This is a genomic window from Massilia sp. W12, assembly GCF_037300705.1.
Classification (GTDB): domain Bacteria; phylum Pseudomonadota; class Gammaproteobacteria; order Burkholderiales; family Burkholderiaceae_D; genus JACPVY01.
This window is the reverse complement of the sequence record NZ_CP147776.1, coordinates 4,970,735-4,993,487: the sequence shown is the minus strand read 5'-3', so window position 1 is coordinate 4,993,487 and position 22,753 is coordinate 4,970,735. Positions and strand designations below refer to the sequence as shown.

Annotated in this window: 16 protein-coding genes; 8 read left to right on the top strand and 8 right to left on the bottom strand. The window is 60.1% G+C overall.

Translation table 11 applies throughout. The features are described 5' to 3' along the window. Positions 1 to 9: 9 nt before the first annotated feature. Genes V8J88_RS20265 through V8J88_RS20250 form a run of 4 tightly spaced genes read left to right on the top strand, consistent with a single transcriptional unit; the run spans position 10 to position 9,814 of the window. The gene (locus V8J88_RS20265; protein WP_338846070.1) at positions 10 to 2,490 is read left to right on the top strand and encodes a hypothetical protein; all 2,481 of its coding nucleotides are present in this window, start codon (positions 10 to 12) and stop codon (positions 2,488 to 2,490) included. After that, a complete protein-coding gene (locus V8J88_RS20260) occupies positions 2,487 to 5,789 on the top strand; it encodes a putative baseplate assembly protein (protein ID WP_338846069.1) in 3,303 nt (1,100 codons plus the stop codon). The genes V8J88_RS20265 and V8J88_RS20260 overlap by 4 nt, the downstream gene beginning before the upstream one ends. 7 nt (positions 5,790 to 5,796) lie before the next feature. After that, complete coding sequence (locus V8J88_RS20255; protein WP_338846068.1) at positions 5,797 to 8,166, top strand: hypothetical protein; 2,370 nt, start codon at positions 5,797 to 5,799, stop codon at positions 8,164 to 8,166. Positions 8,167 to 8,182: 16 nt separating this feature from the next. Then, positions 8,183 to 9,814: a DUF6519 domain-containing protein gene (locus V8J88_RS20250; protein ID WP_338846067.1), complete on the top strand. Its 1,632-nt coding sequence runs from the start codon at positions 8,183 to 8,185 to the stop codon at positions 9,812 to 9,814. A gap of 72 nt (positions 9,815 to 9,886) precedes the next feature. Here V8J88_RS20250 and V8J88_RS20245 read toward each other — a convergent pair whose 3' ends face one another. After that, complete coding sequence (locus V8J88_RS20245; protein WP_338846066.1) at positions 9,887 to 11,197, bottom strand: DUF4157 domain-containing protein; 1,311 nt, start codon at positions 11,195 to 11,197, stop codon at positions 9,887 to 9,889. A gap of 164 nt (positions 11,198 to 11,361) precedes the next feature. Between V8J88_RS20245 and V8J88_RS20240 the strand changes: the two genes are divergently transcribed. Then, the gene (locus V8J88_RS20240; protein ID WP_338846065.1) at positions 11,362 to 12,129 is read left to right on the top strand and encodes a hypothetical protein; all 768 of its coding nucleotides are present in this window, start codon (positions 11,362 to 11,364) and stop codon (positions 12,127 to 12,129) included. Between the two features lie 3 nt (positions 12,130 to 12,132). Then, positions 12,133 to 12,735, top strand: a complete 603-nt coding sequence (locus V8J88_RS20235; protein ID WP_338849941.1) for an RES family NAD+ phosphorylase — start codon at positions 12,133 to 12,135, stop codon at positions 12,733 to 12,735. Between the two features lie 77 nt (positions 12,736 to 12,812). Here V8J88_RS20235 and V8J88_RS20230 read toward each other — a convergent pair whose 3' ends face one another. The 3 genes from V8J88_RS20230 to V8J88_RS20220 all read right to left on the bottom strand — a co-directional run bounded on the left by V8J88_RS20230 (position 12,813) and on the right by V8J88_RS20220 (position 15,742). Further along, positions 12,813 to 13,769 (bottom strand): nitronate monooxygenase family protein, encoded by a 957-nt coding sequence (locus V8J88_RS20230; RefSeq protein WP_338846064.1) that lies wholly within the window; start codon positions 13,767 to 13,769, stop codon positions 12,813 to 12,815. A 53-nt stretch (positions 13,770 to 13,822) separates the two neighbouring features. Further along, positions 13,823 to 14,917 (bottom strand): hypothetical protein, encoded by a 1,095-nt coding sequence (locus V8J88_RS20225; RefSeq protein WP_338846062.1) that lies wholly within the window; start codon positions 14,915 to 14,917, stop codon positions 13,823 to 13,825. A 78-nt stretch (positions 14,918 to 14,995) separates the two neighbouring features. Continuing rightward, positions 14,996 to 15,742: a DeoR/GlpR family DNA-binding transcription regulator gene (locus V8J88_RS20220; protein WP_338846061.1), complete on the bottom strand. Its 747-nt coding sequence runs from the start codon at positions 15,740 to 15,742 to the stop codon at positions 14,996 to 14,998. Between the two features lie 117 nt (positions 15,743 to 15,859). On the opposite strand from V8J88_RS20220, the gene glpD reads away from it, so the two are divergent. Next, positions 15,860 to 17,395: a glycerol-3-phosphate dehydrogenase gene (gene glpD, locus V8J88_RS20215; RefSeq protein WP_338846060.1), complete on the top strand. Its 1,536-nt coding sequence runs from the start codon at positions 15,860 to 15,862 to the stop codon at positions 17,393 to 17,395. 53 nt (positions 17,396 to 17,448) lie between these two features. On the opposite strand, the gene V8J88_RS20210 is transcribed toward glpD, so the two are convergent. The 4 genes from V8J88_RS20210 to V8J88_RS20195 all read right to left on the bottom strand — a co-directional run bounded on the left by V8J88_RS20210 (position 17,449) and on the right by V8J88_RS20195 (position 21,530). Then, positions 17,449 to 19,092, bottom strand: a complete 1,644-nt coding sequence (locus tag V8J88_RS20210; protein WP_338846059.1) for an alpha/beta hydrolase — start codon at positions 19,090 to 19,092, stop codon at positions 17,449 to 17,451. Positions 19,093 to 19,351: 259 nt separating this feature from the next. Further along, on the bottom strand, positions 19,352 to 20,329 hold the full coding sequence (gene ttcA, locus V8J88_RS20205; RefSeq protein WP_338846058.1) for a tRNA 2-thiocytidine(32) synthetase TtcA: 978 nt from the start codon (positions 20,327 to 20,329) through the stop codon (positions 19,352 to 19,354). Positions 20,330 to 20,339: 10 nt separating this feature from the next. Next, a complete protein-coding gene (locus V8J88_RS20200; protein WP_338846057.1) occupies positions 20,340 to 20,738 on the bottom strand; it encodes a dihydroneopterin aldolase in 399 nt (132 codons plus the stop codon). A gap of 3 nt (positions 20,739 to 20,741) precedes the next feature. Further along, positions 20,742 to 21,530, bottom strand: a complete 789-nt coding sequence (locus V8J88_RS20195; protein WP_338846056.1) for an SDR family oxidoreductase — start codon at positions 21,528 to 21,530, stop codon at positions 20,742 to 20,744. 37 nt (positions 21,531 to 21,567) lie between these two features. Between V8J88_RS20195 and V8J88_RS20190 the strand changes: the two genes are divergently transcribed. Continuing rightward, the gene (locus V8J88_RS20190) at positions 21,568 to 22,704 is read left to right on the top strand and encodes an SAM-dependent methyltransferase (RefSeq protein WP_338846055.1); all 1,137 of its coding nucleotides are present in this window, start codon (positions 21,568 to 21,570) and stop codon (positions 22,702 to 22,704) included. Positions 22,705 to 22,753 lie beyond the last annotated feature (49 nt).

The following is a 22,753-nucleotide window of genomic DNA, read 5'->3' as shown; positions in this document are numbered from 1 at the left end:
GGAGGCGAGATGAGCGAATGTTGCGAATACGACCGGCGGCGCGTGTTGCTGCGTGAAGCGCAGCGCGGGGCGGGGGCCTGGAACGGACTCGATTATGTCGAAGGCGGCAATCAGCCGGATGAATTGCTGGCCGTGTTTTTTGGCCGCCTGCCGCCGCAATTGATGACAGCGGACGCGCCGCGCCATCTGCGCATCAGCGGCGGCCGCCGCATCCGCGAGCTGCGCATTGTGCGCGTGCAGGCGCAGCCGGCCCAGGATGCGGATAAAGACGATGTGCTGCTGCTGACAGTCGATAAGGTGGGCGATTTTTCACCGTATTGGCTGGAGCTGGTGGACTTGCCGCAGATTGATCAGCGTTATGCGCGCGCGCAATTTTATTTCCGGCGCGACTGTCCCAGCGCGCTGGATTGCCAGCCAGCGCCCGCCGTCGCCGCGCCGCCAGCGCCGCCGCCCTTGTTGGATTACACGGCGCGCGATTATCCGGCCATGCGCCAACTTTTGCTGGATCGCCTGGCCCTGAATCTGCCTGGCTGGAATGAGCAACATGCGGCTGACCTGGGCGTGACCCTGGCCGAATTGCTGGCCAGCGTCGCCGATCAACTCGCGTATTACCAGGATGCGGTGGCGAGCGAAGCGTATTTGCACACCGCCTTGCAGCGCATTTCGGTGCGCCGCCATGCGCGGCTGGTGGATTACCGTTTGCACGAAGGCTGCCATGCGCGCGCCTGGCTGCAGCTGGAGACCGACGCCGATGTGGCGCTGGATCTGCAGCAATTTTATTTTGCCCCGGATCAGCCCGGTTTCGATGTGCCGCCGGCCCCGGCCCCGCTGGCGCTGCAGGATCTGCCGCCGCATTGGCTGGCGCAAGCCTTCAGTGTGGCCTGGCCGTCCGGGCAGCAGACCTTGCGGCGCGCGCACAACCGGATTGTGTTGCATGACTGGGGCGGCGCGTTTTGCCAGTTGCGCCAGGGCAGCACGTCCTGCACCCTGCGCGATGCGGATCAGCATGGCAAGCGCTGCCTGGATCTGGCGGTGGGCGATTTCCTCGCCCTGGAGCAAGTGCAAGACCGCCAGGGCATGGCCTGCGGCGCGGCCGGGCTGCGCCATGTGGTGCGCCTGACGCAAGTGCGGCAAAACAGCGATCCCTTGACGCCGCTGGCCGATGGCGGCGCGCTGCCGCTGCTGGAGGTGGCGTGGGACGAGGCCGACGCCTTGCCGTTTTGTTTGCCGCTGTCGGCCATCGGCCCGGCCCCGGCCTGCGCCTGGCTGCAGGATTTGAGCGTGGCGCGCGCCAATTTGATTTTGCTGCAGCATGGCCATGTGCGGCGCCAGGATCTGGGCCAGGTTCCGTTTTTGCATCTGGAACAAGCTTGCGCCTGCGTGGCGCAAGCGGGGGAAGTCAGCGTGCAGGCCGGCGCCTTCACGCCGCAATTGGACGCGGCCCCGCTTGGCTGGGGCGCGCCGCTGCCCTTGGCGGCGCCGGCGGCGGCCTGGCTTGCGCAAGATGTGCGGCAAGCTTTGCCGGCCATCCGCTTGCAAGACAGCCTCGGGCGCAGCTGGCAGGCGCGCCTGGATTTGCTCGACAGCACGCCGCATGATTTGCATTTCGTGGTTGAAATTGATAATCAGGGGCGGGCGCAACTCCGCTTTGGCGATGGCGAATGTGGCTGGCGCCCGGAAGCCGGCTTGCAATTTGAAGCCGAATACCTGCTGGGCAATGGCGTGGCCGGCAATCTCGGCGTGGACAGTGTGCGGCGCTTGATTTATCGCGCGCAAGCCCCGTCCGGCGTCACGCTCAGGCCGCGCAATTTGACAGCGGCAGTGGGCGGCAGCGCGGCGGAAGACATGCAGGCGGCCAAATTGTTTGCCGCTGATCTGGCGGGCCGTCCGCTGCAAAGGGCGATTCTGGCGCAAGACTATGCCGCGCTGGCGCAGCAACATTCTGCGCTGCAGAGCGCCGCCGCGCGCCTGGCCTGGAATGGCAGCTGGTATGAGGCGCAAGTCGCGCTTGATCCGCGCGGGCGTGAAGATTGTCCGCCGGCGCTGTTGCATGCGGTGCAGCAGCGTGTGTTGCGTGGCCGCCGCATGGGACATGACTTGCGCATCAAGGCGGCGCGTTACGTCGCGCTCGATATTGCGCTGGAAATTTGTGTGCAGGAAGGCTATCGCCAGGCCGATTTGCGGCCCCCTTTGCAAGCGGTGTTCGGGCGCGCTGTGCTGGCCGATGGCAGCCTGGGCCTGTTCCATCCCGACCGCCTCAGTTTCGGCCAGGCGATCCATGTCTCGCAATTGACCGCGCTGGCCATGGCGCAGCCCGGCGTAGCTTGCGCCACCGTCACAAAATTGCAGCGTTTGTATTGCGCGCCGAATCAGGAATTGGCGCGCGGCGTGTTGCAACTCGGGCCGGATGAGATTGCGCAAGTCGCGCAAGATCCTGATTTTCCTGAACACGGGCAATTGCGCCTGATACTTTGTGGAGGCCGCGCATGACATCCTGCACCTGTCACAGCACGCCATGCGCGTGCAGCGCGCCGGCGGCAGCCCCGCTGCCGCTGCGCAACCGGCCCGGTTTGCCGGCGCTGCGCTACCGCTGCGGCGATTACGCCAGTTTTATGCAAGCCATGCTGGCGCGCGCGCCGCAACAAAGCGTGACCCTGGAAAACAATGGCCAGCCGCAATATGTGCGTCCCTTGCAAGGGTTGCACACGCAAAGTCTGGAAGACCCGGCGATCGCCCTGATGGACGCCTGGGCCTGCGCGGCGGATGTGCTCAGTTTTTACCAGGAGCGGATTGCGAATGAAGCGTTTTTGCGCACCGCGCAGGAACGCCGCTCAGTGCTGGAAATGGCGCGCCTGGTCGGCTACCGTCTGCGTCCCGGCGTCGCCGCCAGCGTATATCTGGCCTTCACGCTTGATCCTGAACAGACTGAGCCGGCGCTGATTGCGCGCGGCAGCCGGGTGCAAAGCGTGCCGGGGCCGGATGAATTGCCGCAGACCTTTGAAACCGCCGAAGACCTGCCGGCGCGCAGCGAGTGGAATGCCTTGCGCGCGCGCAGCAGCCGGCCACAGCGGGTTGCGCTGGATACCGTGCTCAGTCTGGATCATGTGTGGCTGCAAGGCGCGCAATTGAATTTGCGTCCGGGACAGTATTTATTATTTGATTTTGGCGCTGAATATGCGCTGCGCATCGTGGCGGCTGTGCAGGCTGACAACGCGAATGCCCGCACCCGGGTCGAGCTGCAAGCATTGCAGTTTACTTTGGACGCAGAGCCGGCCCGGCATCCGCTATGGCATAGCGGTTTTGTCAGCTCGCTGCAACAGTTTTATGCGCAGCCGCAAGTGCAAAGCCTGTTGCGGGCCAAGCAAGAAAATGCGCCCGCATGGAACGCGCTCAGTGCAGACGAACAAAGGGTGCTGAATGATGTGCAAACGGCGATGCGCAATGCCTGGCGTATGCAGTACGAGGCGCTGCGCACAATTGCGAATAAAGCGAATAGTTGCCTGGCCGACCTGGATGGCGATGAGAGTTTGCGCGGGCGCTGGGTGGAAGATCTGTTTGATATCTACCTGAGCACATTCGATGCCGCCTTGCGCCAGCCTTTATTGCACTTTGCCGATGCATTGGAAAATTGGTGGCGTATGGCGCCGCAGATGCATCCGCTGCAAATCAGCGAGTTGTTGCAAGGTTTATTGCAAGCGCCTGTGCCGCAAGCCGGCAACAGTCAGCAATTGCGGCGTGATTTGGGACGCAGTTTTGCTGCAGGCGCAGACACCCATCCACAATTGCTGTTTGAAATCGCGCCAGGATTGCGGGCTGATTTTTACCGCGCCTGGCAAGGCGCGCAACTGGAGCGCAGCAGTGCGCCATTGCAAGCGCTGTATGTGATGCGCGCAGAGCACAGCATGCTTGGCGCGCAGTCGCCGATTCCGCCCAAATACAGCCCGGGCAATCCTCCCGTGTTGTCAGCGCAAAAAGATTGGACGGATTGGGACAGTCTGCCCGCAGATGAAGTGGGCGATGCGCTGTGGCTGGGGCAGGAAAATCAACACTTGCAGCCTGGCCAAGCGTTGCTGCTGCTGCCGATGCGCGGCGAACCTTCTAATCCTGTGTTTTATGTGCGCGATGTCGGCTTCAGCAATCGCAGCGCGTTTGGCGTGAGTGCAAAGTGCACGCGTTTGCAGCTTGATCGCACAGCCTGGGATCCGCGCAAATCGATTTCGCCAACAGCCGGTAATGATGTCGGCGGGGTGCAGGGTGCGGACAGCATCGGCTTCGTACGCAGCGCGCGCATTCTGGCGCAGCCGGAAGCCTTGCAACTGGCGCCCGCCCCGCTCACCGATGCTGTGCCCGCGCCAGCGCAACCGGATCAAATCGAACTCGACGGCCTGTACAAAGAATTGCCCTCGGGCCGCTGGGTGATTCTGGAAGGCGAACGCGCCGATATCCAAGGCGTGCGCGGGGTGCGCGCGGCGGAACTGTTGATGATCGCTTCATTGCGCCACAGCTATGACCCGTCTGTGCCCGGCGACAGTCTGCACACCACCCTGGTGTTCGCCACCCCCTGCGCCTACCGCTACAAACGCGACAGCCTGGTGCTGCATGCCAATGTGGCGCGCGCCACCCACGGCGAGACGCGGCGCGAGACCCTGGGCAGCGGCAATGCCGCGCACAGCCTGCAGCAATTCAATCTGAAACAATTGCCGCTGACCTTTACCCCGGCAGCCAATGCGCAAGGGGTGGACAGCAGCTTGCAAGTGCTGGTCAACCGCATCGCCTGGCGTGAGACGCCGAATCTGGCGCATGAAGATGGGCGCAGCCGGGCGTATATGCTGCAGATCGACGACGACGGCGCGACCCGCATCTGTTTTGGCGATGGCGTCAACGGCGCGCGCCTGCCGGGCGGGGTGGAAAATGTGCAGGCGGAATACCGCCAGGGCATCGGCGCCGCCGGCAATGTGCGGGCAGAACAAATCAGCCTTTTACTGAGCCATCCGCTGGGCGTGCAGGCGGTGCGCAACCCGCTGCGCGCGGAAGGCGGGGCGGATGCGGAAAGCCGGGATGAGGCGCGCGCCAATCTGCCGCTCGCCAGCCAAGCTTTGACGCGCCTGGTGTCGCTGCGCGATTACGCCAATTTCGCGCGCAGCTTCGCCGGCATCGGCAAGGCGCTGGCGCGCAAAAGCAGCGATGGCCGGCGCGAAGTTTTGCAACTCACCCTGGCCGGCGCGCGCGATGCGCCTTTGAGCCAGGATGCGGATCTGCTGCGCGCACTGCGCAGCGCCATGCGTGAGCTGGGCGACCCTGATCTGCCGCTGCATCTGGATATCCGCGAATTGATTGTGTTGGTGCTGCAAGCCGGACTGGCTTTGCAAGCCGGTTATCAATGGGAAGACGTGGAAGCGCGCGCACGCGCCGCGCTGCTGCAAACCTTCAGCTTTGCGGCGCGCGATTTGAACCAGCCGGCTTTGTTATGCGAAGTGCTGGCGGCGCTGCAAAATGTGGCGGGCGTGGCCTGGGTGCGGATTGAAAATTTCGGCGGCGTGCCGGAAAAAATCACACAGCGCGATGGCAGCCGCGCCTTGCCCGATCTGCAGGAATTGGCGCGCCGTCTGCGCGATATTGCGCAGCAAGGCAAAGGGTTTGACAGCCGCCAGCGTCCCGCTGTGCTGCCGCAGGCAGTGCATGCCGCGCTGCTGGCAGAGGGACAGCCCGCTGCCCCGCTCAGCCCGGCCTGGCTGGCGCTGTTTGCCGCCGGCTTGCCGGAAACCCTGATTCTCAACCAGATTTTGTGAGCGCACCATGATTCCCGCTACTGAACGAGATCCCCGCATCGACCGCCTGTATGCGCTATTGCCGGCGATTCACCGCATGCGCGATGCGGAGCACGGCCATGTGCTGCAAGCGCTGTTGCGCGTGATCGGCGCGCAAGTCAATCTGCTGGAAGACGATATCAGCCGCCTGTATCAAAATTATTTTGTCGAAACCGCCGAAGACTGGCTCTTGCCCTATCTGGGCGAGTTGCTGGGCCTGGCGCCGCAGTCTGGCAGCGCGGCCCTGCCGGCGGCGCAAGCCGGCGCGCTGACGCGTGCGCTGGCCCCGCGCCGCGAGCTGGGACAGACTGTGCGCTGGCGTCAGCGCAAGGGCAGTCTGGCGCTGTTGGAAGAATTGGCGCGCGCCGCCTCCTGGCCGGCGCGCGCGCAAGAGTTTTACCCCACCCTGGGCTGGAACCAGCATCTGAATTTCAGCCATCCCGAGCGCGCCCAATGGGCGGATTTGCGCAATATGCAAGCTTTGGAGCAGGAAGGCGGCCCGTTTGGCAGTCTGGCGCATACGATTGATGTGCGGCGCATGCGCGATCCGCATCTGCGTTCCGGTATGCGGCAAGGCTGGCGCCAGCCGGCTGCGCTGGGTTTGTTTATCTGGCGTCTGCGCAGCTGGCCGGTGCAATACTGCGCCGCGTATTGCCATGAAAAAAGCGGCCCGCATTGCTTCACTTTCAGCGTATTGGGACAGGATGCGCCGCTCTTCATCAAGCCGCAGGCGGAGAGCGATACGATGGCGCTGGCCGATGAGATCAATTTACCGCTGCAAATCACGCGCCGCATGCTGGCGCGCCGCTTGCATGATTTGTACGGCGAGGGCAAGAGCCTGGCGATTTATGCGCCCGGCTGGAATGATTCAGACGGCAAGACGCCGATTGCGCCGGAAGCCATCATCGTGGCCGATTTGGCGGATTGGAAATACACCCCGCCGCAAGGCAAGATTGCGCTCGATCCTGAGCGCGGGCGCTTTGTTTTTCCGCCTTCGCAATTGCCGCGCAAAGGCGTGCGCGTGAATTACAACTATGGTTTGGCAGATGCCTTGGGCGGCGGCGCTTACCAGCGGCCCTTGATTGAGCCGGCCCCGCGCATGCGCGAAGATGGCGCTTTGCAGACGGCGCGCGTGTATAAAATCGGCCGCGATCAGGCGCATAAACGCATCAGCGAAGCCCTGCAAGCCTGGCGCCAGGACAAGCCGCAAGATGCGGTGCTGGAGCTGTGCGATAACGCGGTGTACACCGAGCCGCTGGCGTTTGAAGTGCCGCATGGCAACAGTCTGCAATTGCGCGCGGCGCAGGGTATGCGCCCGGTCTTGCGTTTGCTGGATTGGCAAACCGATGCGCCGGATTCCTTCCTGGTGGTGATGGGCGCGGGCAGCCGTTTGGTGCTGGATGGTTTGCTGGTGACAGGTTGCAGTTTGACTGTGAGCGGGCCTGGCATGTTGGGCGCGTCCAGCGCGGCGGCAATTGAAGGCGCGCATGCGCCGGCGCACCCGGCCAGTATGCCGGACAGCGATGTGGAAGAGGATGAAAGCGCGCTGACCAGCAGCGCAGCCGCGGTCAAGGCTGCGCTGGATGGGCCGCCGGCGCCGCAAACCGGGATTTGCAATGCGCAATTGATATTGCGCCACTGCACCCTGGTTCCAGGCTGGGGGCTGGAGCAGGATTGCAGCGCTAAACGGCCAGCCGAGCCTTCGCTGGAATTGATCAAGCTGCGCGCCGAAGTGCGGATTGAGCATTGCATACTCGGTTCGATTCAAATCCAGGCCGATGAAAGTCTGCAAGACCCCTTGCCCTTGTGTATCCGCGATTCGATTCTGGATGCCTGCGCGCCGTACAAGGAAGCCCTGGGCGCGCTGGATGCGACGCCCGCTTTTTGTCTGCTGGATATTCAGCGCAGCACTGTGTTCGGGATTTGCAATGTGCATGCGCTGAGTCTGGCGCAAGACACGATTTTCACCGATTGCCTGCATGTGGCGCGGCGTCAGATCGGCTGCATGCGCTATTGCTGGATTCCACCCGGTTGCCGCACCCCGCGCCGCTATGCCTGCCAGCCGGATCTGGCGTTTGCGCAGATTGACGCGGAGACAGATTTGTCAGCGGCACAGCAGGCGCAGCGCCGTCACAGCCGCCTGCTGGAATTGACCCCGCAATTTGTCAGCCGTCGCTATGGCCGTCCGGGCTATGCGCAATTGCGCAGCGCGGCGGAAATCGCCGCCGGCGCTGAGAGCGGTGCGGAAATGGGCGTGTTTCACAATCTGTACCAGCCGCAACGGCGCGCGCATTTGCAAGCACGGCTGGATGAATACACGGCAGCCGGGATGCAGGCCGCCATTATTGACATGAACTGAAAACCGAGGATTTGATATGAAAGCCGATTTTTCCCGTGACAGCTTCGACCCGGCCAAACACTATTCGCGCGTGCTGCAGCAACAGGGACGGGTGATGCTGGATGCTGACGCCAATGAGCAAAGCCAGATTCAGCAATACCATTTGCGCACCCTGGCGCGCGATTTGATCGGGGCGTATGGCGCGCCGCAGGCGGCGCCCGGGTTTAAGCTTGCGCTCAGCATCAGCAGTGGCGGCGTGGCCAATAGTGTGCCTGATCTGCAAATTTCCGCCGGGCGTATGTATGTGCATGGCTTGATGCTGGAAAATGAATCAGGCAATGTCAGCTATTTCAAGCAACCGGACTATACCCCGCCTGTGGGCGATGGCTTGAGTGAGGCATGGGACAGTCAAGGTGCGCGCGCCGCCTTTCTCTATCTGGATGTCAGCGAACGTCTGGTGACTGCGCTGGATGATGCGCAAATCCGGGAGCCGGCTTTAGCGGGAATCGACACCTGTCAACGCAGCAAACTGGTGTGGCAGGTAAAGAGCGCTTTGCTGGAAATGGATGGCAATAGCTTGCAAGCGTATATTGATGAACGCAGCTCGCTGCAGTCAGTGGCGCAGGCCTTGCGTTGGCGCACCGAAAATTTTGAGCAGCAAATGCATTTGTCGGCCAATCCGCAATTCACTCTCTACATCCCGGGCCAGCCCAGCACCGACCATGCCAGCTGGGAACGCTTGGTGCAAAGCTCGCGCGAGCATCTGAGTATCGTCGAGGCGCGTTTGCAGGAGTTGCCGGCGCCATGTCAAATTGCATTGCAACAATTGCAGGCTGCCACCCCGCTTGGTCTGTATCCGAAATTGATGGATCAGGAGCAATATGACAGCCCGTGTTTGCTGGCGCCGGAAGCGGCCTATCGCGGCATGGAGAATCATTTGTACCGGATTGAGATTCATCAGGTGGATAAGGAAGGCAAGCCTTTGTTTTGGAAATGGTCGCGTGATAATGGCAGTTTGTGTGTCGCACTCTTAGGGCTGGATAGCGCCGCCGCAGCCGGGCCGGGCATGTATGCCTTGAAGGTTGACAGCAGCCGGGGTTTTGCCGCAGGCGATTGGGTTGAAGTGCTGGATGCGGATCAGGAATTGGAAGGCAGCGGCGGCCAGATGTTGCGCTTGGTGCGGGTTGAGCCTGGCGTGCTGGTGGCCGAGATGGCGGCAGGACTGGAATTTGATCTGCCGGCGCCATCGCAACGCCCGCGCGTGCGCCGCTGGGATCAGCGCGGCAGCAAAGCGGAAGAAAACGGCGGCGTATTGAAATTTGAGGATGATGGCAAAGCGCAGGACGTGGAAGACGGTTTGCAAATTTGTTTTAACAATGGAACTTGCCGCGCTGGCGATTATTGGATGATTCCGATGCGGGTCGGGCAGACCAGGATCACGGATTGGCCCTTGAATGCAGATGGCAGAATTGACTTTGCTGCGCCACATGGCGTGCGCCACTATTACGCGCCGCTTGGCTTTGCCCGGCGCGACGGCAATAAATGGGATGTCTCGCTGCTCAATAGCTGTTATCGCATTTTCCAGGAGAGCAGTGAAGCGCTGCGCCAGCCGCCGCCTGCGCCGTCAAACCAGCCTTTCCCCTCACCGAGCGGGGCGCCGGAGGCGTAAGCGGGCCGGCTGGCCTTGTGCATTGAGGCTGCGGATAAGCGCAGGAGGGCCGCTTGCACGGTTGAAGATATTTCAGGGAAGCTGGAAATCAGCTTCGCCATGCCCGATGTCATCCGGCAGCGGCTGCGGATTCGGTTCTTGCCTGGATTCTATTGGCGCCAATCCTGTTGCCGCTTGTCGCGCTTGGATATATTCCTGCAAAGGAACTTGCGCCCCGCGCAGCAGCGTCTGCTGCAAGGCTGGCGCATGTTCACCCAGCATCTGGCGCAGGCTTTGCTTAATGCGGGCGCGGGATAATGTTCGCGGGAAGCTGATGCTGCTTTGTATCCCGCGTACCGCGTGGTCGCGCACCTGGTGTGCTTCAAAACGCAGCCGGTAGCCAAAGGACTGGCTGCGGTGTATGCGTAAAAAACGATTCCTGGCGCGATTTCTGCCGTGTGCGATAGGCAGTTCAACCAGGCTGGGGTCAAGCAAGGTTTGGCGGTAATACATCAGCTCCTGTTGAATGCCAGCATGATGTGCGTCGTTGTAGTAAATGCTTTGCAAACGTTCGGCGCCGAGAATGGCGGCGTACTCTTCCGCCGCCGCTGCGCCCTGCGCTGGCAATGGCGCGGCGCGTTCACGCAAGAAATGCAGCAGGACAAAACGCAGACCTTGCGCATCGCTGGCCAGTAGATCATCCAGGTCAACTAAACCAAATTGATAGCTGTCAACCATGGACAGGCGATGCCCCCCGATCAGCACCAACGGCGTCACTGCCGCACGGTCAATCTGTTCCATCATAAATTGATCAAAACCATCCAGTCTGGCGCCAGGTTGAAGTTGGTAGCGCAGTTGATTGCCGCTGGCGTCGTATTGCAGGCCCGGATTTAACTGATTGAGACGTTGCGCCAATTCCTGCCGCCGCGCCCATGCCGAGATGAAATTCAGGCGCGGATTTCTTTTTAGTAACATGGCCTGCAATAGCGCATCCAGCTCGCGAAACTGCAATTTGCATTGCAGCGCAGGCGCTTGCGCCGCCAAGCCCGGTCCGCCGCCGCCTTGCTGCACCGCATGCGCCAATTCATGCGCGGTCAGTGCGTTGACGCCGGGTTGCTGATGTTTGCCGAAACTGATGTGATTGCGCCAGGTGAAGGCTTGCGCGCCCAGCGCCTCGCAACGGCGCGCAGCGGCTGCGTCAGTGTGGGTGCGGATTTGGCTGAAATCGGCGCCAAAGCGGGCTTGCATAAAGCTTTGCGTGCCCGCATCCAAGGCCTGGCCGGCGTTGCCGCCGAACTGGCTTTGGCCGGGCTGCAAGGGGCGTAAGGTGGTCTGGCTGGCCGGGCTTTGCATGATACGCACGGCGGCTTCATCGGCGGCGCGTTCGGCGGTGCGGTCGAACATGGGCGACTCCTTACAAGATTGGCGGCCGAATCCAGGCAGGAAGCTTGATTATCGCATATGGCGGCATACAGTAAAGCGGGCGTCCGGCGCTTGATAGGCGGGCTGGTTGACATGGTTGACATGGCATGCTTAACTACAGGCATGATGCTTGAAAGGTGTGTGCTATGACTGCGCTGAATAATCCACTTGTGTTTGACCTGGGCGATGGTAAAACCATTGTCGCCAGCGGCAAATTGCAAAAAAGCTGGGAAACATTTCAATCCGATTTGCAAGCTGAGCTGGAATTGGACGAAGACCTTTTTGTGGCTTTGAACCCGCAACGTTTAAAGGCAAATGGGCCTTTTCTTTTGAGAAAAGCGGCCATTGAAAAAGATGCGCTGCCTGTAGATATGCTGCGGATAGAGCATCTTCTCATGCCTCAAGGTCTGCTTATGCGGCTTGCACATGACACCTCACAAAGCGGGCGCGCCAACGCTGCAAATGCGTCAGCCGCCGAGCCTGTCGCGGCGCGCGCAGCCATTCCTGATATCCCATCCCAAAACCGCGCACTGCTGGAAGAAATGGAGCAGCAAGGCTTGCGCCTGCGCGCCCAGCATTTCCAGGCCGGGCGCTTGCTCTCTGCGGCGGATTTTACGCAACGTTTGGGCATTTCCCGTCAAGCGGTGAGCAAGGCAGTGCGTGAGGGACGCATGTTTTATCTTGATGGCCCGAATGGGGTGCAGTGGTATCCCGCTTTTTTTACCGACCACAGCTTTAATCGCAGGCAGCTGGAAAAAGTCTGTAAAGTCATGCTGGATTTGCCTGGCGCCTCGCAATGGCAATTTTTTACGCAGCCGCGTCATACGCTTTCCGGCAAAACGCCCTTGCAAGCATTGCGCGCAGGGCAGCTGGATGCGGTCTTGCAAGCCGCCCGCGCTTTTATTGAGACTTGATTGATGGCAGCGCTGGAATTGGACTTGCCGCCAGCCGGGTTTGCCAATTACAAACACAAAACCGTCTATCTGCCTGCGCAGCGTCTGCTGCGCATTTCCCGTTTTGAGACTGGCGAACCCTGGTTCGGCGCGAACGCTTGCAATCGCTTTGATGCGCCAGATATGCCACCCTCGTATGCGGCTTGTTATTTTGCGCTCAGTTTGGATGTCGCATTGGCGGAAACCGTGTTGCATGATGCGATACCTTGCGATGGGCTGTTTCATATTGCAGCAGTGGAGTTGCGGCAGCGTTGGCTGTTTCAATTTGAAGGGGAAAATTTGCGGCTGGCGGATTTGACCGGCGCAGCGCTCAAGCGCATGGGCGCGCATGCCGGGTTGGGAGGCAGCGCTGATTACGCCGTTACCAGGCAATGGGCCTTAGGCGTGTTTCAAAACCCGGCTGAATATGATGGCTTGTTGTATATGTCGCGACATGTGAATACCGGCAAGGCAGTGGTGCTGTTTTCCCGGGCACAAAGCAAAATCAGAGTGCAGAACATGCAAGCATTATTCATGGCGCCGGGGTTGGCCGCCAGCGCCAGGCGTTTAGGATTACGCGGCGCTTGAAGCAGGCGTCGTGCTTGCGACGCCTGTTTTGCTCCGGCAAGAACGCCACCTCGCTTTAGGCCGGAGCGGCGGTATTCTTACAGTCCCAACCGCTGGCGCGCTGCGCGGTATTCCGCTTCCAACCTGTCCGCCACCTCTGCCGCCGGCGGCGCATCGTCCATCATGCCCACGCCTTGTCCTGCGCCCCAGATATCTTTCCAGGCTTTGGCTGCGCTGCCGCCGCCGAAATTCATTTTGCTCTTATCCGCCACCGGCAGATTGTCCGGGTCAAGACCGGCGGCGACGATGGATTTTTTCAGATAGTTGCCATGCACCCCGGTAAATAAATTGGTGTACACCACATCCCCCGCCGCCGATTCGATAATCGCGTCACGGTAGGCTTGCGTCACATTCGCTTCCGGCGTGGCCAGCCAGCGCGTGCCGATATAGGCGAAATCCGCTCCCATCGCTTGCGCCGCTAAAATCCCGTCGCCGCTGGCGATCGAACCGGCCAGCGCAATCGGGCCGTCAAACATGCGGCGCACTTCGCCGACTAAGGCAAATGGCGAGAGCGCGCCAGCATGACCGCCGGCCCCGGCGGCCACCAGAATCAAACCATCGACCCCGGCTTCCAAGGCTTTTTCGGCGTGGCGCAGCGAAATCACATCGTGCATGACGATGCCGCCATAGCTGTGAATCGCATCCAGCATGTCCGGCGGCGGCGCGCGCAGTGAGGAAATGATGATAGGAACCTGATGTTTGACGCACAATTCAACATCATGCTGCAGGCGGTCATTCGATTGGTGCACGATTTGATTCACGGCAAACGGGCCGACTTTGCGCTCGGGATGCGCGGCTTGCCAGGCCGCCAGCTCTGCTTTCAAACCGCCCAGCCATTCATCCAGCAATTCCGCCGGACGCGCATTCAGTGCGGGAAAGGAGCCGACCAGGCCGGCTTTGCATTGCTCCGCCACTAAGCGCGGATTGCTGGCGATAAACAGCGGGGAACAAATCACAGGCAGGCGCAAGCCTTGCAGTACAGCGGGGATGCTCATAAAAGCCTCATCTCAAAGTCAGGAAGTTTGATTATAGGCGGGCGTGTGCTCGCTTATGTCGCCAGCGGCGGCAATTTGGCGCAAATGTGCAAGATATTGTCCGCGATGCGTTCGCGCTGACGCACGCCGAAGGTGGCGCTGGCGGCCAGATAGTCGAGCACAAATTCGCGCTCTTGGCGCTCACCGGCCAGGACATAGCATAAATAAGTGCTGCTGATGCCAACTTCCAGACTGCCGTAGGTGTCGCCCGCCATCCAGGCGCGCGCAAAGGCTTCGACCCGCGCCGCCTGCGCACGCGCGGCTTGTTCCAGCGCGGCCACGCTCTTGATGCCCAAGAACGCCAGGCGCGGCAGGGCGCGCTCCAAGACAAAGCTGGTATGTCCCGTTAATTTGGCTTGCGCCACAGCCGCCACCGCGCGATCCAGGGATTTCAAATGCGGATTGGCGGCGTAAGCGGTTTGCAGCGAGAGCAAATCCAATTCCACTTGTTCCGGGTGTTGCTCGATCTGGCGCGGCAAGCCGTCGGCATAGACATGCAAAGCCTGGCGGATGCCGGAAAACTCGGCGTCGGCCAATTCCAGCAAGCCGGCCACGCGCGCAAAGCGGCGCCGGATTTCGCGCGGGATGCCGCTGGCGGATTTGTAGCCCAGATCGTGTTCGATTTCAGCCCAGGCGTGCTGCAAAATCGAGCGGATCTGGATTTCCATGCGCAGGCCGGCAAAGCGTTTGTATTCCAGCAATTCGCTGCGCTCGCGCGAAAATGCGGCGATGAAATGCATGGATTGGTAGCCGAAGCGATCCATTTCCAGCAACTGCCGTTTGTCGGTGGAGTTTTCCGCATCAATTGCGAATTCGCGCGCAATCAATTGCGCAATCGCGTCCACCTCGTCGTCAAAATACGTGATGATGCGCACCGCCGCCAGATCGGTGATGTCGTGCAGTTGTTGATAGCTTTTGTCCGGGTTGGCGATTTTGCGCGCCAGGCTGTCGCGCTGTTTGCAGCGCCAGGTGACTGAGTGCACATGCAAATCCTGGGTTTGCAGCATGGTCTTGATCAGTTCTGCGCTGTTGCGCGCCAGCTCTTGATACAGCTGCCCCTGTTGCTCAAAATCTTGCAAGATGCTGCTTTGCAAATCGGGATTGATCATGCTTGGAATCCTGTATTGAATAAGATATACAGCTTGCCATGCGGCGCGGCTGGCGGCAAATGCGTTTCTCGCATGCGCTTATGCAATGATGATTTCCACCCCGGCGAAACTGGCCGCCGCCGCCGGCGGCAGCGCGGCGTCGGTGAAAAACCGCGTAATCTGGCTGGCGTGTCCCAGTTTAACCAGCGCCTGACGTGCGAATTTGGTGTGATCCGCCACCAGCCAGACTTCGCGCGACTGTTCGATAATCGCTTGCGAAACGCGCACTTCGCTCAAATCATAATCCAATAATGTGCCGTCGGCTTCAATCCCGGAGACGCCGATAATACCCAGGTCGGCGCGGAATTGGCGCACAAAATCGCGCGCCGCTTCACCCACGATGCCGCGATCACGGTGGCGCAGCACGCCGCCGGCCACCAGAATTTCCGCGTCCTGGTTGTCGGCCAGAATCGCCGCCACATTCAAATTATTCGTCACCACGCGCAAGCCGCGATGCTGCAGCAGCGCTTTCGCCACTTCTTCGGTGCTGGTGCCCAGATTTAAAAACAGCGAACGCCCGGCTTCGATGCGCGCCGCCACCGCTTGCGCCATGCGGCGCTTAGCGTCGATGTGCAAGACCTGGCGCGCTTCATACGCGATGTTTTGCACCGAAGACGGCAGACCGACCCCGCCATGGTAGCGCGCCAGCATTTGCATTTGCTCCAACTCGCGCACATCGCGCCGTATGGTTTGCGCAGTGACTTCCAGCGCGCGCGCCAGCTGTTCTACGGAAGCGTCGCCGTGTTGGCGCACATAATCAAGAATTTGGCGATGACGGGGCAGCATTACGCCTCCAAACGAACATAAACGAAAATAATCGAATGATTTTACTATGGTTTTGTGTTGCTTTATTTTCGCTTTATCTTAAAATGAAGCAATTCACCCAACCAGTAAAGGAATACCATGCAGACGCAGCCCCCGCAAGCACAAGCCGCATATGATTTGCTGGTAGTGGGCGGCGGCATCAATGGTTGCGGCATTGCGCGCGACGCCGCCGGGCGCGGTTTGCGCGTTTTGCTGGTGGAGCAGGACGATCTGGCGCAACACACTTCTTCGGCTTCGACCAAGCTGATTCATGGCGGCTTGCGGTATCTGGAGTATTACGAATTTTCCCTGGTGCGCAAGGCTTTGCAAGAGCGCGAAGTGCTGTTGCGCATGGCGCCGCATATCAGTCACCCCTTGCAATTTGTGATGCCGCACGCGCCGCACCAGCGTCCGGCCTGGATGATACGTTGCGGCCTGTTTTTATATGATCATCTGGCGCGGCGTGCATGGCTGCCCGGTTCATCCATGGTGCGTCTGGCGCAACATGAGGCGGGCGCGCCGTTGCAGCCGCAATTCAGCCGCGCTTTCACCTATGCTGACGGCTGGGTCGATGATGCGCGTCTGGTGGTCTTGAACGCTTTGGATGCGCAAGAACGTGGCGCGACCATCTTGACGCGCACGCGCTGCCTTGCGGCGCAGGCGCAAAACGGCGCCTGGCAGGTGCAATTGGAAGATGACAAGGGCCAGCGCAGCGTGACTGCGCGCGCGCTGGTGAATGCGGCCGGGCCGTGGGCGGCGCGCTTCGCCAATCAATGCAGCACGCGCCGGCATAATCTGCGTCTGGTGCAAGGCAGCCACATCATTGTGCCGCGCCTGTTTTCCCATCCGCATGCCTATCTGTTCCAAAACGATGATGGCCGGATTATGTTTGCGCTGCCGTTTCAAGAAGATTTCACACTGATCGGCACCACCGATTGCGATTACCACGGCGACCCGGCGCAAGTTGCGATCAGCGCGCAGGAAATTGATTATCTGTGCGCGCAGGCGAATCGTTATTTCCAGCGTCATATCACGCCTGCCGATGTGCGCTGGTCATATGCCGGCGTGCGTCCCTTGCTGGATGAGGACAGCGATGCGGCGGCGGTCAGCCGTGATTACAAATTGGAATTGCAAGCCGACGCCGGCGCGCCCTTGCTGCATGTGTGGGGCGGCAAGCTGACCACTTATCGCAAGCTGGCGCAAGATGCTATGGAAATGTTATTGCCGTCTTTGGCTGCGCTGCCCGCCGCCGCGCGCCGCGCCTGGAGCCATAGCGCGCCCTTGCCAGGCGGCGATTTGCAGCAATCCGGCGAATTGGTGACAGATGTGCAGGCGTTTGCCGCGTATTGCGCCAAGCTGGCGGCGCAATATCCTTTTTTGCCGCAAGCGTTGTTGCAACGCCTGGCGCGCGCGTATGGCGCGCGCACGCCGCAAATTCTGGGACAGGCGCGCAGTCTGGCTGAATTGGGCGAGGAAATTTGCCCCGGCCTGTACGCGGCGGAAGTGCGTTATTTGCAGCAAGTGGAATGGGCGCGCAGCGCGGAAGATATCTTATGGCGGCGCAGCAAGCTGGGGCTGCGCGCCAGCGCGCAGCAGGTGGAGAATTTGCGGCAGCGTTTGCAGCCTGCGCCTTGAGCCGGCGCAAGCCGCGTATAGGCAAACGGGCGCCAATGCGGCGCCCGTTTGTTTTAGCGCAGCGGCCAGTTTGGCGGCAGCGCCGGCAATGTGCTGTGATCCACCGCCTCTTTCATCAAACCGCTTTGCGGCAGGAAAGGATTGGGATTGGCGGCGCATACCGTACCGGCTGGCGGCAAGCGGCCTTCCAGCAGATATTGGTTGACGTATTCGCGCACGCAGGCATTGCGGCCATAGGCGCAGTGTCCCCAGCCGGCATAGCTGAGCAGGCGGCTGCCTTGCAGTGCGCGGTGGGCGGCTTGTGCGCCTTCGTAGCTGGTGACGCCGTCAAAATAATTGCCGACCACCAGCACCGGCGCATTGGTGCGGATCTGCCACGGGCCGGTATAGCGTTGTTTATTGCTTGGCCACTTGGCGCATGATGCGGAACTCCACCACCAGTACGGCGCTTGCACGGAGCCGATGGAGGCGAGGAAATCAATCGCACGGAATTCCAATTCTGTGCCGGGGTAATCCGCATCCGCACAGTGATTGCCAAAGAAGGCTTCATAGCCGTTACGATATTCTTCCTTGCCAGCTGGTGCTGCGGCGCCTTGCTGCATGTCTTTCAGCAATTGCCGGGCTTGCGGCAGCAATTCCAATTTCTGCTCCAGCGCGGCATCGGCCAGCATGGCGAATATGGCGCCAAAGCCGTTTGGCCCGCCCCAACTTTCCGGGCGGTACAGGGATTGTGCGCTGATGCCGACCAAGGTGGGGTAGTCAAACACCTGGCCACCGAATTCCAATGGTTTTTTCCGCACCGCATCTAATAAGGCGTGATAACGCTGCGCCGCGCTTTGTTGCCGGGTTTTGAGCGGACATAAGTCTATGCCGGCCCCATCGCACAGGCGCAGAAATTCATTGAAGGACTGTTCTGTGTTTTTACGGTCAGACCAGATTTGCCAGCCGGATGACCACAAGGCAGGGTCAAGCACGCCGTCAATCACCAGCGCGCGCAGGTTTTTCGGGAACAGTGCGGCGTAAGTCGCGCCAAGGAAGGAGCCATAGGAGAAGCCTATGTAGCTCAGCTTGGCGTCGCCCACGGCCTGGCGCAGTAAATCCATATCGCGCGCCACGTTTTCGGTGCTCATGTAGGCGGTGACCGGATTGGCGCTGTTTAAGCAGCGTTGTGTGACTTCCTGTGCTTTGGCAAAAAATGGCCGGTATTGCGCTTCCTGATAGGGGAACCAGGGCATGTCTTGCAGGAATCGGGCGCGCTCTTCCTCGCTGGCGAAGCAGCGCAAGGTTGTGGAGCGGGCCACGCCGCGCGGATCAAAGCCGATCACATCAAAACGGCCTTGCAAGCCGCGATCCAGACCGGCGCCCAAGCCGTTGGCCACCGCATCCACGCCTGAGCCGCCGGGGCCGCCCGGATTGACAAACAGCGTGCCGATTTTCTGCGCCGGGTTGCTGGCCGGATATTTATTCAATGCGAGCGTGATTTTTTCGCCCTGCGGTTTGCGGTAGTCAAGCGGCACGTTGACTTCTGCGCATTGCAAGTCCGGCATATCGGGGCAGGTTTGCCACTGAATTTGCGGAATGGTGGGACGTGGTAACAAGTTGGCGTCGGCCAGACCTTCTTGAATGGCGGCTTGTGCGCTGAGCTGTGAGCAGAGCGCGAACAAACCGGTTGCGAGCGGTTTGAGTCTCATCATCATCTTCCTGTTTGAATGGGTAGTGTCCCTGGCTGATGCGGCTGGCTGGGGTTTGCGGAGCAATATCGGAGATTGCCGCTCGATTCTAACAATGGAAAATGTGAGAGGTGAATAGTTTTTTGAACTAAAATTAAAAAATATTTATATTATTTACGATAGGAAATATTTTAGTTCCTTTGGTGTGTGCAAACCGGCGATGATGCTTGTTATTTTGGTATTGCCGCGCCATTTTCAGGCGGCGCGGCAGTTTGTGGCGGTGGTTTTATTCTGTGCTGTCCGGCATGCTTTCCGCGCCAAACGCAGGCCGTTGCGTACTGCGCAAACCGTCCAGGCTGATGACGCCCGGCTGGCTGCTGCTGCAGGGTTCTTCGTCAAACGCGATGTCGCCATCCGGCTTGGCCAGGCCATCCACTTGCAGGCCGCTGAAGTCAAACAGTTTGCGGTCCATCAGATGGGACGGGGCGATGGTGGACAGCGAGCTGAAGATATTTTCCACCCGTCCCGGAAATTGCTTTTCCCAGGCGCGCAGCATTTGTTTGATTTGCTTGCGCTGCAAATTTTCCTGTGAGCCGCATAAATCGCAGGGAATGATGGGAAATTGCCGCACTTGCGACCAGCGTTCGCTATCCGCTTCTTTGACATAGGCCATGGGACGGATCACGATATGTTTGCCGTCGTCTGACTGCAGTTTGGGCGGCATGGCTTTGAGCTTGGCGCCGAAAAACATATTCAGGAAAAAGGTTTCCATGATGTCGTCGCGATGATGGCCGAGCGCAATCTTGGTGGCGCCCAGTTCATCCGCCACGCGGTATAAAATCGCGCGCCGCAAACGCGAGCACAGCGAACAGGTGGTTTTACCTTCTTCGATGACGCGCTTGACGATGCTGTAGGTGTCTTGATTTTCAATGTGAAACGGAACCCCGCGTTCGCTCAGATAGCGCGGCAGCACGTCTGCCGGGAAATTGGGCTGTTTTTGATCCAGATTGACTGCGATCACCTCAAAATTCACCGGCGCGCGTTCGCGCAGCATGAGCAGAATATCCAGCAGGGTGTAGCTGTCTTTGCCGCCGGACATGCAGACCATCACGCGGTCGCCTTCTTCGATCATGTTGTAATCCATGATCGCGGAGCCGACCTGGCGGCACAGGCGTTTGCTCAGTTTATTGTTTTCATACGCTTGTTTTTCGGCGCGCTTGAGGGCGTTGACGTCGAGCGCTGCGCTGTCCATAGCTGCATTCATGATGCTCACCTCAAATCCCGTCTTTCATGCGGAATACTTCCACACCCACGCCTTCGCAATCCGGGTACACATCCGGCTTCATGGTGGAAACCCGCACCGCGCGCACTTGCGGGTGGTCGAGCATGCTGCGCGCGATGTCGTCGCACAGGGTTTCTTGCAAATGCACATGGCCTTCGGCCATGCGGCGCGCGATGGTTTCGCGGATGAAGTCGTAATCGACCACTTCGCTCAGACGGTCATGCTGGGGCGTGGAGAGCGCCAGCGGAATGAACAGATCGACATTGAGCAGCACGCGCTGTTCGCCTTTCTTTTCAAATTCGTGCACGCCGATATTGATCATTACTTCGTAGTTGCGCAAAAACAGGCGGCGGCAGTCCATCAGTTGCGGGTGGAGCAGGGCGGTTATCATGGTTTATTTGGGTATGAAAGCAACATCACGTTGCAAGGGAATCAAATGCTGGCCACCGTCAATCACCAAGGTGGTTCCGGTGATGGCGCGCGCTTGCGCCAGGTAACAGACGCCTTCGGCGATATCCTCAGGACGGCTGGAATAGCCCAGCGGGGTCATCCGGTGCGAGCGGGCGAAGTCGGCTTCGCTTTGCGCCCCGGAAATCAGGGTGATGCCCGGCGCCAGTCCCACCACCCGCAATTTCGGCGCCAGCGATTGCGCCAACATCGTGGTGGCGCTCTCCAGGGCTGCTTTGGACAGGGTGTAGGACAGGAAATCGGGATTCATGTTGTACAACTTTTGATCGAGCAGATTGATGACCACGCCTTGTCCGCCCTCGGGTGTGGCGGCGTGCAAGGCTTGGCTCAGGATGATCGGCCCCATCAGATTGGCGTGCATATGCGCGTCCAGGGTGACTTGATTAAATGATGCGGCGTCATCATATTCAAACAGGCTGGCGCTGTTGACCACGCAATCCAGGCGCGCAAAATGCGCCAGGATGCGTGGAATCAGCGCCTGCGCTTGCGCTTCCTGCGCCAGATCGGCTTGAAAAGCGTGCGCGCGCCGGCCCAGTTTCCGGATTTCATCAACGACTTGTTCCGCCTCGTTGGTAGAATGACGATAATGAATCGCCACATCCCACCCCCGTTCTGCCATGGTCAGCGCAATCACGCGGCCCAGGCGGCGGCCAGCGCCGGTCACCAGGGCGACTGGGGCGGATGCGGCCTTGTTTTGCAAATCTGATTTATCCATTTTTGATTGTGTTTCTCTTATGCGTTCTCAATTGCCCATGCCAGACCCGGATGCCTTGACGGCATCTTGCCAGTTGCTGGAACTGCTTGCGGCGCGCATAGCGGAAGCGGGCGGCCTCATTTCCTTCGCTGAATATATGAATCTGGCCCTGTATGCGCCGGGTTTGGGCTATTACGCCGGCGGCGCCACGAAATTGGGCAAAGATGGAGATTTTACAACCGCGCCGGAAATCTCGCCGCTGTTTGGCGGCGCCCTGGCGCGCATCATCGCCCCCTTGCTTGAGCAAAGCGCACCCGCCATCATCGAATTCGGCGCCGGCAGCGGCCAATTAGCGTATGACATCCTGCATGGTTTGCAGCAGCAGGGTATCGCTTTGCCGGATTATGCGATTCTCGAATTGTCCGCCGAATTGCGCGCGCGCCAGCAGCAAAAGCTGGCCGGCTTGCCGGTGCGCTGGCTGGAGCGTTTGCCGCACCGCTTTGACGGCGTGATGCTGGGCAATGAGGTGCTGGATGCGATGCCGGTGCATCTGGTGGAAAAACAGCAGGATGGCGGCTGGCTGGAATTGGGCGTTGGCATCGAGGCGGGCCGTTTGTGTTGGCGCAAAATGGCCTTGTCTTTAGCGCTGGCGGAGCAAATTGCGCTGCAAATCCCGGATATCGCCAGCTTGCCGCCGGCGTATGTGACCGAATTACACCCGCAAGCTTGCGCTTTCATCCGCAGCACCAGCGAATTGCTGGCGCGCGGGCGCGGCGCGGCGTTGTGGATTGATTATGGTTTTGCCGCGCATCAATATTATCTGCCGCAGAGGATGCGCGGCACCCTGTATTGCCATTACCGCCATCATGCGCATGATGAACCTTTCTTCCTGCCCGGTTTGCAGGACATCACGGCGCATGTCGAATTTTCCAGCTTGGCGAAAATCGCTGAAGATGCCGGCCTGGATGTGCTGTCTTACAGCAATCAGGCCGGTTTTTTGATGGAAGCCGGGATCACCACGCTGCTGGAGGCGCTGGACCCGGCGCGCCCGGCGCAATATTTGCCGCAGGCGGCGGCGGCGGGTAAATTGCTGGCGGCGCATGAGATGGGCGAATTATTCAAAGTTTTACTATTGGGCCGGCATGTTACGCTGCCGCCTGGCTGGGGCCGGATTGCGCGTCAAGCGGCTTTGTGAGATGCGCTTGCAGCAATCCCCGGCTTTTGCGATGATGCTGGGTTTGTGC

Coding starts and splice junctions, on each gene's coding strand:
- ttcA (WP_338846058.1), bottom strand. CDS start 20,329: ATGAATGCAGCTATGGACAGCGCAGCGCTCGACGTCAACGCCCTCAAG.
- V8J88_RS20210 (WP_338846059.1), bottom strand. CDS start 19,092: ATGATGATGAGACTCAAACCGCTCGCAACCGGTTTGTTCGCGCTCTGC.
- V8J88_RS20265 (WP_338846070.1), top strand. CDS start 10: ATGAGCGAATGTTGCGAATACGACCGGCGGCGCGTGTTGCTGCGTGAA.
- V8J88_RS20260 (WP_338846069.1), top strand. CDS start 2,487: ATGACATCCTGCACCTGTCACAGCACGCCATGCGCGTGCAGCGCGCCG.
- V8J88_RS20255 (WP_338846068.1), top strand. CDS start 5,797: ATGATTCCCGCTACTGAACGAGATCCCCGCATCGACCGCCTGTATGCG.
- V8J88_RS20240 (WP_338846065.1), top strand. CDS start 11,362: ATGACTGCGCTGAATAATCCACTTGTGTTTGACCTGGGCGATGGTAAA.
- V8J88_RS20245 (WP_338846066.1), bottom strand. CDS start 11,197: ATGTTCGACCGCACCGCCGAACGCGCCGCCGATGAAGCCGCCGTGCGT.
- V8J88_RS20235 (WP_338849941.1), top strand. CDS start 12,133: ATGGCAGCGCTGGAATTGGACTTGCCGCCAGCCGGGTTTGCCAATTAC.
- V8J88_RS20250 (WP_338846067.1), top strand. CDS start 8,183: ATGAAAGCCGATTTTTCCCGTGACAGCTTCGACCCGGCCAAACACTAT.
- glpD (WP_338846060.1), top strand. CDS start 15,860: ATGCAGACGCAGCCCCCGCAAGCACAAGCCGCATATGATTTGCTGGTA.
- V8J88_RS20225 (WP_338846062.1), bottom strand. CDS start 14,917: ATGATCAATCCCGATTTGCAAAGCAGCATCTTGCAAGATTTTGAGCAA.
- V8J88_RS20230 (WP_338846064.1), bottom strand. CDS start 13,769: ATGAGCATCCCCGCTGTACTGCAAGGCTTGCGCCTGCCTGTGATTTGT.
- V8J88_RS20220 (WP_338846061.1), bottom strand. CDS start 15,742: ATGCTGCCCCGTCATCGCCAAATTCTTGATTATGTGCGCCAACACGGC.
- V8J88_RS20190 (WP_338846055.1), top strand. CDS start 21,568: ATGCCAGACCCGGATGCCTTGACGGCATCTTGCCAGTTGCTGGAACTG.
- V8J88_RS20200 (WP_338846057.1), bottom strand. CDS start 20,738: ATGATAACCGCCCTGCTCCACCCGCAACTGATGGACTGCCGCCGCCTG.
- V8J88_RS20195 (WP_338846056.1), bottom strand. CDS start 21,530: ATGGATAAATCAGATTTGCAAAACAAGGCCGCATCCGCCCCAGTCGCC.